The following is an 11,453-nucleotide window of genomic DNA, read 5'->3' as shown; positions in this document are numbered from 1 at the left end:
AACGAAAGGAATCCGCCATGGCCATGACCGCCAACCCCGGTCGCTGGGGCCAGCCCGCCCCCGAGTGGCTCTCACTCCAACAGGCCGCGGCCATCTACGGCGTCAGCGTCGACACCCTCCGACGCCGAATCCGACACGGCCAACTCCCCGCCTCACGCTTCGGCCAACGCCTCATCCGCGTCCGCACCGAAGACCTGGACCATATGTTCCGCCCAATTCCAACCGTCCAACCGATCTGGCGCCGCCGAGCATGAGCCTCCGCTGCTTTGAAGCCCGATCGTGCCCGGGTAGCGCTGGATTCCCCTTCACCATCCGCTATTTTCGTTATACGATTTCCCCGTGGTGACCGAGGAGCAGATCCAGAAGTGGGCCGACGAAGCCGAGACCGGATACGACGTGCCCGAACTGAAGCGCCGCGGCCGTGGCCGACCTGGGCGTGGGGCCGAGCCTATGCAGGTCGTTGCCGTACGGCTCACCGCCGAAGAACTCGAAGCCTTGGACGCCGCAGCGGAACGTGGTGACCTGAGCCGTTCCGAGGCGATCAGGGCCGCGCTGGCCCACTACGCCGCGTGAAGGTCCACCCGGCCGCCCTCAAGCACGGCGTTGCTGCCGCAGACGCCGCGCTGGCTGCGGAATGGCCGCTCTGGATTGAACCTCTCGACAGCAACGGCCCACCCGATCGTGAGCTCCGCTTGGGCTTCGACTCACAGGCACGGCTTCTGGAAACCGTGGTTCTGATATTCGCCAGCGGGGATGAGTTGGTTATCCACGCCATGCCTGCACGCAAGCAGTACTGGGAGCTGCTCCCGTAGCGGTGCGACCGAGGCCTGATCACTGGCGGAACCGCATATCCGAGCTCGGGATCACTCCTGCGACGAATCGGATGCACGTGTTCACTACCCGCCCGAAGCGGCCTCAACGCGCGAAAGATAATGCACGTATAATGCACGGGACGAACGAGAGAAGGTGCGGGGCCGACTATTCTGCCTAGTCAGACCGTATTTAGCGGGTGTGGGCGCAGAGGGACTCGAACCCCCGACCACCTCCTTGTAAGGGAGGTGCTCTAACCAACTGAGCTATGCGCCCGCGTTCGCACATCTTAGGGCGCACCTGCTGACCTCCTCGCCACGCCTCCCTTAGGCTGGCAACACCCCAGGGCATAGGGAGTGGCGAATGGTGGGCTTCCCGACGATCGGCGACCAGATCGGCGCGTACCGCGTCGAGGCCGAGATCGGCCGGGGCGGCATGGGCATCGTCTACCGGGCGACGCAGCTCGGGCTCAACCGGCCCGTCGCGCTGAAGATCCTCGATCCCCGGCTCGCGTCGGAGGAGACCTTCGCCGGCCGCTTCTCGCGGGAGGCGGCGATCCTGGCCAGCCTCGACTCCCCGCACATCATCCAGATCTTCGACTACGGCAACCTCAACGGCTACCTGTACCTCGCGATGCAGTACGTCGCCGGCGGCGACGTGAGCCAGCTGGTCGGCCGCACCGGTGCACTGCCGCCGGCCGCAGCCATCCAGATCTTCACCCAGGTGCTGGAGGCGCTCGGGGACGCGCACGCGCAGGGCATCGTCCACAGGGACGTGAAGCCCAGCAACGTCCTCCTGCGTCCCGGAGGCACCGAGCCGTTCGCCTACCTGTGCGACTTCGGCATCGCCCAGACCGCCGACGGCGGCCTCACCCAGCCCGGCCTGGTCGCGGGCAGCTGGGCGTTCATGAGCCCCGAGCGCCACGCGGGTCGTCCCGCCACGCAGCGCAGCGACCTGTACTCGGCGGCCTGCGTGCTGTGGGCGATGCTGACCAGCCGCAACGTCTACTCCGGCACCGACGTGCAGGTCGCGATGGCGCACCTGAACGCGCCCGTCCCCCAGCTGCCGGGATCCGACCCGCTGGTCGTCGAGCTCAACCGGCTCTTCTGGGCCTGCCTGGCCAAGAACCCCGACGAGCGGCCGGAGAGCGCGGCGGAGGTGCTGTCGATGGCCCGCGGCCCGCAGGCGCTCGCCGCGGGCGTCGCGCCCCTGTCGATCTCCAAGCCCGACTCCGGCATCTTCCGGCCGGCCCCGCGGCCACCCGCGCCGCCGCCCTCCCCCCAGGCCGTCGACCCCGACGCCACCCGGCCCGTGGGCGCCGTGTTCGTACCGCCCGTTCCGGCACCTCCCCCTGTGCCCGTGCCGTCCCCGGCCGTCGCGCCGCCCTCCTCCCCGGGGACGGATCCCGCCGCGGCGCTCCCGGGACCCGGCCAGCCGTCACCTGCGGCTCCGGCACCGTTCGTCCCGGCCCCACCCCCCACGCCGGCGCGCCGCAGATCCCCGCTGTTGTGGGTCGCGGGGATCGCCGTCGTGCTGGTCGTGGCGCTCGCCGCCTGGGCGGTGACGGGCTTCTCCGGGCTCCGGCTGCCCTTCGCCGCCGGACCCGCCACCAGCCCGGTGTCCACGCCGTCACCGACCACCACCGCCTCACCGGTCGCCGTCGTCGTCCAGTGCTGGAACGCCGCCCCGGTCACCGACCTGTCCGAGTGCCCGGCCCCCAGCGGCGAGGAAGGGCTGCGCTACGTCTACCTGTCGCTGGACGAGCAGTGGGACGACTGCACCTACGTGCCGTATCGCGACACCACCGACACCTTCGACTGCACGATCGGCGACCAGGGGCTCATCCGCTACCGCTTCTGGCAGGACGCCGACGAGGCGAGCGACCACTACACGACGAAGTACTCCGACGCCGCGAAGAGCCCGATGGTGCTCGACGGCGAGCAGGTCGGCACGCTGTACCGCCTCAACACTCCCTCGAAGAAGGTGTACGTGATGTCCGGCCACTGGTTCGACGGACATTTCAGCTTCAGCGTGGAGGCACCGACCATCGCCGCACGCGAGGCGCTGCTGGAACTGGTCAAGATCCGTGCACGGGCACAGTTGGCCGGCCATGAGGCCGGCGCCCCCGACCTGCCCGGCGTCCTGGGCTGACGGGAGCCCTCACCGGCGCTCAGCCGGCCAGGCGCGCCCGCAGGGCGGCGATGGTGGCCTTCGACAGCTCCAGCCCGTCGGACAGGTAGGAGTCGATGTCGCCGTAGCGGTGGTCCAGTTCGTCGAGCCCGGCGGCGAGGTAACTGGCGTCCACCGTGAGGAGCGCCTGGGTGGTCATCGCCTCCTGCGTGCCGCCGGCCCTGCGCGCCGAGCGGACGGCGCTGTCGATCTCGTCCGCCCGGTAGGTGTTCGACCTGAGGTACTCCGCCATGACCGTGTCGCGGTCGGCACCAGCAGCGAGCTGCAGAACGGCGGAGACCCAGCCCGTCCGGTCCTTGCCTTCCGTGCAGTGGATCACCACCGGCCCGTCCGCACGGGCGATCAGCCGGAGCGCGTCGGCGATCCGCGAGCGCTGGCCGGCGTTCACGACGAAGCCGACGTTGAGGCTGCGCATGTACGCCTTCGCCGCCGCGGGCGTTCTCGAGGCCAGCCGGGGTGAGCGCGGCGTGCCGTAGATGTTCACCAGCTCGTACCGCGCACCGGCGATGGACGGGTCCGGCGCGTTGCGCACCACGGCGGTCGTGCGGAGGTCGATCACCAGCGACAGCCCTGCCTTGACCAGGCGGCGCCGGTCGGCCGGGGAGAGGGTGGAGAGCTTCGCCGACCGGTAGACGACGCCGGTGGCCATGGTGCCCCCGTCGGCCAGGGGGAGGCCCGCGCCGGCGACGTCCCGGAAGTTGCTCACCGACCCGATGTGCAGCGCCGGAACGCTGGTCGCTCGCGGCGACGGCGTGGCGGTGGTCGCGACAGCGGCCGGGGTGGCCGAGGGGCTGGACGCCGAGGCCGACGGGCTGACCGGCGCTCCTGTGGCGGGTGAGGCCACCGGAGCGACGGCCCCGGCCGTGCAGCCGGAGGTCAGGCCCGCGACGAGCGCTGCGGCGATGACTGCCGCGCGGGTGCGCCCGGTGGCGGTGTTAACGACGACCGCCCTTGGGACGGACCAGCTTGTGGGCCTCCCAGCCGCGGGACACCGAGGCGGTGTTGGCCAGGGCGAGGCCTGCGGTGAGCGCGGCCTCGGACAGGTCGGCGGCGTCCACGTGGCCGTCCTTGCCGATGCGCGGCGTCAGCAGCCAGATGTGCCCCTTGGCCGTGAGGTCGGTGAGGGCGTCGACCAGGCCGTCACCGAGGTCGCCGTCCTCGTCGCGCCACCACAGCAGCACGACGTCGACGGCCTCGATGGCCTCGTAGACGAAATCCTCGCCGAGGACGTCGAGCACGGCGGACCGCAGTCCCTCGTCGACATCCTCATCCCAACCGAGTTCCTGGACCGCAAGACCGGGGGTGATGCCCAGTGCGGCCACGACCGAGGAGCCGGCCGTCGATCCGGGCGCGGTACTCACGCGCTCCTCCCCACTTCCTCGAGACGCTGGTCAGAGGCATTCAGCCTGCCAGAAAGCGCCCGCGGATCAAAGCGGTGCGCGCTCAGGCGTCGCCCCCCGCGGAGCCGGACGCGCCCGCGGACACGTCGTCGATCCGGTATTGTTCGGCGGCACGCGCCGGCCAGCTCGGGTCGACCTGCCCGGAGGCGGCCAGCTGCTGCAGCGTCCGCACCACGATCGACGGGCCGTCGATGTGGAAGAACCGCCGCGCGGCCGCGCGCGTGTCGGAGAAGCCGAAGCCGTCCGCGCCGAGCGAGGCGAACTCCCCCGGCACCCAGTTCAGGATCTGGTCCTGCACCTGGCGCATGTAGTCCGAGACCGCGATGACCGGGCCGGGACGCCCCTGCAACTTCTGCGTGACCCACGGGACGGGGTTGTCCTGGCCCGGGTGCAGGAACCGCTGCTCGTCGCAGGCGAGGCCGTCGCGCCGCAGCTCGTTCCAGCTGGTCACGCTCCACACGTCGGCCACCACGCCGAAGTCGCGCTTCAGCAGCTCCTGGGCCTCCAGGGCCCAGGCCACGCCCACGCCGGAGGCCAGCAGCTGCGCGCGACGCGCGTCCTCACCGACGCCCTCGAAGCTGCCCTCCTTCAGCAGGTACATGCCGCGGACGATGCCCTCGGCGTCCACGTTCTCCGGCTCCGCGGGCTGCGGCATCGGCTCGTTGTAGACGGTGAGGTAGTAGATGACGTCCTCGGGCTTCTCGCCGTACATCCGGCGAAGCCCGTCCTCGACGATGTGGGCGATCTCGTACCCGTAGGCCGGGTCGTAGGCCACCACGGCCGGGTTCGTGGCAGCGATCATGTGGCTGTGGCCGTCCATGTGCTGGGTGCCCTCGCCGGTCAGCGTGGTGCGTCCGGCGGTCGCGCCGATCAGGAACCCGCGGGCCAGCTGGTCCGCCGCCGCCCAGATCGCGTCCGCCGTGCGCTGGAACCCGAACATCGAGTAGAACACGTAGATCGGCACCATCGGCAGGCCGTGCGTCGCGTAGGAGGACCCGACCGCCTGGAAGGCCGCGGTGGAACCCGCCTCGTTGATGCCGGTGTGGATGATCTGGCCGAGCGGCGACTCCCGGTAGGCCAGCATCAGCTCGTGGTCGACCGGGGTGTAGTTCTGGCCGTGCGGGGAGTAGATCTTGATCGTCGGGAAGAAGGAGTCCATGCCGAAGGTGCGGGCCTCGTCGGGGATGATCGGCACCACGTGCGGTGCGAACTCCTTGTCGCGCATCAGGTCCTTGAGCAGGCGGACGAAAGCCATCGTCGAGGCGACCGGCTGGTTGCCCGATCCCTTCTTCACGCCGCTGTAGGCGCTGGTGTCCGGCAGCTTGAGCGGACGCGGGCGGTTGCGGCGCTCGGGCACGGGCCCGCCGAGGGTGCGGCGGCGGTCCAGCACGTACTGGATCCGCTCGTCCTGGGGGCCGGGGTTGATGTAGGGCGGCTGGTAGGGGTTCTCCTCCAGCACCGCGTCGGTGATCGGCATGTCGAGCCGGTCGCGGAACTGCTTGAGGTCGTCCAGGGCCAGCTTCTTCATCTGGTGGGTCGCGTTGCGGCCGGCGAAGTGGCTGCCCAGGAAGTAGCCCTTGATGGTGTGCGCGAGGATCACCGTCGGTGCGCCGGTGAACTCCGAGGCGGCCTTGTAGGCCGAGAACACCTTGTGGTAGTCGTGCCCGCCACGGGTCAGCTTCCAGATGCGGTCGTCCGACCAGTCCTCGACCATCTTCGCGGTCCGCGGGTCGCGGCCGAAGAAGTTCTTGCGGACGTACGCGCCGTCGTTGGCCTTGAACGTCTGGTAGTCGCCGTCCGGCGTCGAGTTCATGACGTTCAGCAGGGCGCCGTCGCGGTCGGCGGCCAGCAGCGGGTCCCAGCCACGTCCCCAGACGACCTTGATCACGTTCCACCCGGCGCCGCGGAAGAAGCTCTCCAGCTCCTGCATGATCTTGCCGTTGCCGCGCACCGGGCCGTCCAGCCGCTGGAGGTTGCAGTTCACGACGAAGGTCAGGTTGTCGAGGCCTTCGTACGCGGCGAGCTGGAGGGCGCCGCGGCTCTCCACCTCGTCCATCTCGCCGTCCCCGAGGAAGGCCCACACGCGCTGCTGGCTGGTGTCCTTCAGCCCGCGGTTGTGGAGGTACTTGTTGAACTGCGCCTGGTAGATCGCCGCGATCGGGCCGAGGCCCATCGACACGGTCGGGAACTCCCAGAAGTCGGGCATCTGGCGCGGGTGCGGGTAGGACGGGAGCGCACGGATCCGCCCGTCGACGATGTGGCTCTTCTCCTGGCGGAAGCCGTTCAGGTCGTTCTCGTCCAGGCGCCCCTCGAGGAAGGCGCGCGCGTACATGCCGGGGCTCGCGTGGCCCTGGAAGAACACCTGGTCGCCGCCCCCGGGGTGGTCCTTGCCGCGGAAGAAGTGGTTGAAGCCCACCTCGTACAGCGTCGCCGACGACGCGAAGGACGAGATGTGGCCACCGACGCCGACGCCGGGACGCTGGGCGCGGTGCACCATGATCGCCGCGTTCCAGCGCAGCAGCCGGCGGAACTTGCGCTCCAGGTCGACGTCACCGGGGTACCAGGGCTCCTGCTCGGCCGGGATCGTGTTCACGTAGTCGGTCGCCGTCAGCGACGGCAGCCCCAGGTGCTGGTCGCGGGCACGCTCGAGAAGGCGCAACATGATGTACCGCGCGCGGTTGCGTCCCGCGTTGTCGATCATCATGTCGAGCGATTCCAGCCACTCGGCAGTCTCGTCCGAATCGATGTCGGGGAGGTTGGTCGGCAACCCGTTCAGGATCGGGCCGACGGATTCGCGAGGTGCCACGGTGATGCCTTTCTCAGGAATTGCGACGCAAGGTCGTTGCGCAATGGCGACCTTACCCGGCCCTCCGGGTGCCGACGCCAGTGGCCTGCTCACTTTCCGCGACGCGCACGGCTCCAGGCCAGCAGGTCCTCGACCGGCCAGGTGTTGACGATGCGCTCGGTCGGGACGCCGGCGGCCGCCGCCCTGGCAGCACCGTGGGCGGGGAACTCCAGCTGGCCGGGTGCGTGGGCGTCGGAGTCGATGGCGAACAGGCAGCCGGTCTCGACGGCAAGGGCGAGCAATTCGTCGGGCGGGTCGGCCCGCTCCGGACGGGAGTTGATCTCGACGGCGACGTCGAAGGTGCGGCACGCCTCGAACACCACCTCCGCGTCGAAGGTGCTGGGCGGCCGACGGCCGCGCCCGCCGGTGATCAGACGCCCGGTGCAGTGGCCAAGGACGTTCGTGAACGGGTTGGCGACCGCGGCCACCATGCGCCGGGTCATGGCCTCGGACTCCATCCGGAGCTCGGAGTGCACGCTCGAGACCACGATGTCGAGCCGGGACAGCATGTCCGGAACCTGGTCGAGACCCCCGTCGGCGAGGATGTCCACCTCGATGCCGCTGAGCAGCCGGCAGCCGTCGCCGTCGCTGTTGAGTGCCGCGAGGTGCTCCACCTGGCGCCGAAGGCGCTCCACGCTCAGCCCGTTCGCGACGGTCAGCCGCGGCGAGTGGTCGGTGATCGCAAGGTAGTCCCGTCCCAGCGCGGTGGCCGCCTCCCGCGATCGCTCGACGGGGGCGGTCCCGTCCGACGCGTCGGTGTGGGTGTGGAGGTCTCCCCGCAGCAGGCCGAGGACCTCCTCGCCGCCCTGCGCCAGGGGTCCCGCCTCGGCACGCAGCGCCGCCAGGCGGTCGGGGACGCGTCCGGCGACGGCCTGGGCAACGACCGTCGCCGTGGTCTGGCCGAGCCCGGGCAGCTCGCGCCAGCTGCCCGCCCGCGCGTGGCGCGCGAACTCCTCCGCGGGAAGCGCCTCCACCACGTCGGCGGCGGCCCGGAAGGCGCGCACCCGGTACGGCTCGGCGAGGACGCGCTCCATCAGGTAGGCGATCTCGCGCAGGGCCGCGACCGGCTCCCGGGCTGCGCTCACGCGGCCAGCCTAGGCACCTCCACCGACGGCGGGGAGCCCCGCCGGGGCGCCGTCCTCATCGCGAGCAGGCGCGCCACCGGCCGCGGTGGGTGAGGGTGAGCGTGCCGGTGTCGGTCGTCGCGCCCGCGGCGACCGCTCTGTGGGCCCGCTCCAGACCGGCGCGGAACTCTCGGGTTCGGTGGGTCCGACCTCGCCCGCACCCGCGCGACGCGCCTTAGGATCTCCCCCATGGGCGTCTTCAGCGATCTGGTGGCCGGCACGGACGGGGACACGCGGGCAGCGCTGCAGCAGGTGTTCGACCGTGCGCTCGCCATCGTCCCCGACGCCGTCGAGGACCTGAGCTACGGGACGCCGGCGCTGCGCCATCGCGGACGGCCGCTGGTCGGCGTCCGGGTGGGGGCCACCCACCTGTCGCTCTTCCCGTTCAGCCCGGAGGTGGTGACCGCGGTGGCCCCGGAGCTGGCCGGCTTCTCGCTGTCGAAGGGCACGATCCGGTTCACCGGCGAGCACCCGCTCCCGGTCGAGGTCCTCGACCGGATCATCCGGCTGCGCGCCGCCGAGATCGAGCAGAAGGGGTGACCACTCCCGACGCCGCCGGCTGGCCCCCGCCGGCCGCCCGTGAGGCGAGCGCCCGGCGGCTGGGCGCCTCCGCCGCCGAGATGACCACCGCTGCGCTCGCCCGGATCGCCGAGGAGCACCCCTGGTTCGCCGAGCTCGACGCCGAGCACCGGTCGTGGATCACGCTGGTGGCCCGCTCGGGCATCGACGGTTTCCTGGAGTGGTTCGCCTCGGCCGGACGGACGCAGGCCCCGGCGTCGGTCTTCGCGGCCGCGCCCCGCGCCCTGGCCCGGCGGATCACGCTCAACCAGACCGTCGACCTCGTGCGGACGACGATCGACACGGTCGAGGACCGGATCGCCAGCCTTCCGGAGGAGGAGCAGTCCACGCTGCGGATCGGCATCCTGCGCTACTCCCGCGAGATCGCGTTCGCCGCGGCGCAGGTGTACGCCCGCGCGGCCGAGGTGCGCGGCGCCTGGGACGCCCGCCTGGAGGCCCTGGTCGTCGACGCGGTGATCCGCGGCGAGGCGGACGAGTCGGTCGTGTCCCGCGCATCGACGCTCGGCTGGGCGTCACCACCCGGGATCTCCGTGGTGATCGGCACCGCGCCGTCCGACCCCGGCCGGGCCGTGGAGGCCATCCGCCAGATCGCCGCGCGCCACTCCCTCGACCTGCTGGCCGCGCCGCAGGGCGACCGGCTGGTGCTCGTGCTCGGGGGCACGCTCGAGTCCGACGCCCAGGTGCTGGCACGGGTGGGCGACGTCGTCGGCCAGTTCGGCGACGGCCAGGTCGTGGTGGGCCCCATCGTGTCGGACCTGTCGGAGGCCGCCCGCAGCGCGCGGGCCGCGCTGTCGGGGATGCGCGCGGCGAAGGCCTGGCCCGAGGCCCCGCGTCCGGTCGCCGCGGAGGACCTGCTCCCCGAGCGCGCCCTCGCCGGCGACGGGCACGCCCGCCGGCGGCTGGCCAACGACCTGTACCGCCCGGTGGTGCAGGCCGGACGCGACCTCGTCGACACCCTGGCCGCGTTCTTCGACTCCGGCGGCTCGATCGAGGCGACCGCCCGCGCGCAGTTCGTCCACCCCAACACCGTGCGCTACCGCCTGCGCCGCATCCACGAGCTCACCGGCTACTCCCCCCTCGATCCCCGCGGTGGCTACGCCCTTCGCCTCGCCCTCACCCTGGGCAGGCTCCTGGACTGACGCCGCGGGCGAGCAGCATCCGCACAACCGGCGCCAGCCGGATCCCACAACGCGCAGACGGTTTACCACGGGAGGCGGGGGTTCCAACCTTGTAGGAAACCTACAAAAGTGCCCGTTACAAATTCGTTGCGTAACGCGCCAACGGCCGGCCCGCGATTCGACACAGTAGAGACGTGCTCGCAATCGTCGCGCCCGGACAGGGCGCCCAGACACCCGGTTTCCTCTCCCCCTGGCTCGAAGACCCGACGTTCGCCGACCGGCTGAACTGGCTGGGCACCGTGGCCGGCCTCGACCTCGCCCACTACGGCACGGTCGCTGACGCCGAGACCATCCGCGACACCGCCATCGCGCAGCCGCTTCTGGTGGCCAGCGGGCTCGTGACCGCCCTCGCGCTGTTCCCCAGCCCCGCAGACGGCTTCCGCCGCACCGCTGTGGCCGCGGGCCACAGCGTCGGCGAGATCACCGCTGCCGCCGCGGTCGGCGTGCTGTCGGCCGAGCAGGCGATGGTGTTCGTCCGGGAGCGCGGCCAGCAGATGGCCGCGGCCAGCGCCGCGCGTCCCACCTCGATGATGGCCGTCGTCGGTGGCGATCCCGACGAGGTGCTCGCCGCGATCGAGGCCGCCGGGCTCACCCCGGCCAACAACAACGGCTCGGGCCAGATCGTCGCCGCCGGCACGGTCGAGCAACTCGCCGACCTGCAGGCCAACCCGCCGGCCAGGGCACGGCTGATCCAGCTGAGCGTCGCCGGCGCGTTCCACACCGTCCACATGGAGCCGGCCGTGGCGCACCTCGCCCGGCTGGCCCGCTCGATCTCCACCCACGACCCACGCACGCGGCTGCTGTCCAACGCGGACGGCCAGGTCGTGCAGTCGGGCAAGGAGTACCTCGCCCGCCTCGTGAAGCAGGTCGCCAACCCCGTCCGCTGGGACCTGTGCCTCCAGGCGATGGCCGACCTCGGCATCACCGGCCTGCTCGAACTGCCGCCCGCCGGCACGCTGGCAGGCATCGCCAAGCGCAACCTGAAGGGCGTCGAGCTCTTCACGCTGAATACCCCCGACCAGATCCCGGCCGCGCAGGAGTTCGTGCACAAGCACGGCGACACCAGCTTCGCCTCGCCGATGGCCACCACGCCGTCCTGGATGCTCGTCGTCTCGCCCGGCAAGGGCGAGTTCCGCAAGGCCGGGGGCGTCGCGCCGGACGGGGCGATCGCCGCCGGCAGCACGATCGGGACCGTCGCGAACCTCCGCGACACCACCGAGGTGCACACCACCCACGCCGGCACCGTCACCGAATGGCTGGTCGAGGACGGCGACCCCGTCTCCCCCGGCCAGCCCCTGCTGCGTCTCTACCCGGCCCAGGACTGAAA

General features: G+C 71.4%; 11 protein-coding genes and 1 tRNA gene. 7 read left to right on the top strand and 5 right to left on the bottom strand.

Annotated features, from left to right (window positions below):
* Positions 1-17 precede the first annotated feature (17 nt).
* From ACFQQJ_RS13435 to ACFQQJ_RS13425, 3 genes are all read left to right on the top strand, one after another.
* Complete coding sequence (locus ACFQQJ_RS13435) at positions 18-254, top strand: helix-turn-helix domain-containing protein (RefSeq protein ID WP_377107170.1); 237 nt, start codon at positions 18-20, stop codon at positions 252-254.
* An 85-nt stretch (positions 255-339) separates the two neighbouring features.
* Positions 340-573 (top strand): ribbon-helix-helix domain-containing protein, encoded by a 234-nt coding sequence (locus ACFQQJ_RS13430; RefSeq protein ID WP_377107168.1) that lies wholly within the window; start codon positions 340-342, stop codon positions 571-573.
* Positions 570-812, top strand: a complete 243-nt coding sequence (locus ACFQQJ_RS13425; RefSeq protein ID WP_377107166.1) for a hypothetical protein — start codon at positions 570-572, stop codon at positions 810-812. The genes ACFQQJ_RS13430 and ACFQQJ_RS13425 overlap by 4 nt, the downstream gene beginning before the upstream one ends.
* 200 nt (positions 813-1,012) lie before the next feature.
* Here the strand turns inward: ACFQQJ_RS13425 and ACFQQJ_RS13420 are convergent.
* Positions 1,013-1,086, bottom strand: a tRNA-Val gene (locus tag ACFQQJ_RS13420).
* An 87-nt stretch (positions 1,087-1,173) separates the two neighbouring features.
* On the opposite strand from ACFQQJ_RS13420, the gene ACFQQJ_RS13415 reads away from it, so the two are divergent.
* The gene (locus ACFQQJ_RS13415) at positions 1,174-2,961 is read left to right on the top strand and encodes a serine/threonine-protein kinase (protein WP_377107165.1); all 1,788 of its coding nucleotides are present in this window, start codon (positions 1,174-1,176) and stop codon (positions 2,959-2,961) included.
* A 19-nt stretch (positions 2,962-2,980) separates the two neighbouring features.
* Here the strand turns inward: ACFQQJ_RS13415 and ACFQQJ_RS13410 are convergent, their stop codons facing one another.
* The 4 genes from ACFQQJ_RS13410 to ACFQQJ_RS13395 form a co-directional block, all read right to left on the bottom strand.
* Positions 2,981-3,844: a tyrosine-protein phosphatase gene (locus tag ACFQQJ_RS13410; protein ID WP_377107163.1), complete on the bottom strand. Its 864-nt coding sequence runs from the start codon at positions 3,842-3,844 to the stop codon at positions 2,981-2,983.
* A gap of 91 nt (positions 3,845-3,935) precedes the next feature.
* Positions 3,936-4,361, bottom strand: a complete 426-nt coding sequence (locus ACFQQJ_RS13405; RefSeq protein ID WP_377107162.1) for a DUF3052 domain-containing protein — start codon at positions 4,359-4,361, stop codon at positions 3,936-3,938.
* Between the two features lie 82 nt (positions 4,362-4,443).
* Positions 4,444-7,206, bottom strand: coding sequence for a pyruvate dehydrogenase (acetyl-transferring), homodimeric type (gene aceE, locus ACFQQJ_RS13400; protein WP_377107160.1), 2,763 nt, complete (start codon positions 7,204-7,206; stop codon positions 4,444-4,446).
* Between the two features lie 89 nt (positions 7,207-7,295).
* A complete protein-coding gene (locus tag ACFQQJ_RS13395) occupies positions 7,296-8,330 on the bottom strand; it encodes a PHP domain-containing protein (RefSeq protein ID WP_377107157.1) in 1,035 nt (344 codons plus the stop codon).
* A gap of 228 nt (positions 8,331-8,558) precedes the next feature.
* Here ACFQQJ_RS13395 and ACFQQJ_RS13390 point away from each other — a divergent pair, with 228 nt between their 5' ends.
* The 3 genes from ACFQQJ_RS13390 to ACFQQJ_RS13380 all read left to right on the top strand — a co-directional run bounded on the left by ACFQQJ_RS13390 (position 8,559) and on the right by ACFQQJ_RS13380 (position 11,451).
* Positions 8,559-8,909: an iron chaperone gene (locus ACFQQJ_RS13390; protein ID WP_377107154.1), complete on the top strand. Its 351-nt coding sequence runs from the start codon at positions 8,559-8,561 to the stop codon at positions 8,907-8,909.
* Positions 8,906-10,087 carry a PucR family transcriptional regulator gene (locus tag ACFQQJ_RS13385; RefSeq protein WP_377107153.1) on the top strand — a complete coding sequence of 394 codons (1,182 nt, stop codon included), beginning with the start codon at positions 8,906-8,908 and terminating at the stop codon, positions 10,085-10,087. The genes ACFQQJ_RS13390 and ACFQQJ_RS13385 overlap by 4 nt, the downstream gene beginning before the upstream one ends.
* Positions 10,088-10,260: 173 nt before the next feature.
* Complete coding sequence (locus ACFQQJ_RS13380) at positions 10,261-11,451, top strand: acyltransferase domain-containing protein (RefSeq protein WP_377107152.1); 1,191 nt, start codon at positions 10,261-10,263, stop codon at positions 11,449-11,451.
* Positions 11,452-11,453 lie beyond the last annotated feature (2 nt).

This window comes from Propionicimonas sp. T2.31MG-18, assembly GCF_964266745.1.
Classification (GTDB): Bacteria; Actinomycetota; Actinomycetes; order Propionibacteriales; family Propionibacteriaceae; genus Propionicimonas.
The sequence above is the reverse complement of the archived record's forward strand: the minus strand, read 5'-3'. Positions and strand labels throughout refer to the sequence as shown.

Coding starts and splice junctions, on each gene's coding strand:
- ACFQQJ_RS13415 (WP_377107165.1), top strand. CDS start 1,174: ATGGTGGGCTTCCCGACGATCGGCGACCAGATCGGCGCGTACCGCGTC.
- ACFQQJ_RS13390 (WP_377107154.1), top strand. CDS start 8,559: ATGGGCGTCTTCAGCGATCTGGTGGCCGGCACGGACGGGGACACGCGG.
- ACFQQJ_RS13435 (WP_377107170.1), top strand. CDS start 18: ATGGCCATGACCGCCAACCCCGGTCGCTGGGGCCAGCCCGCCCCCGAG.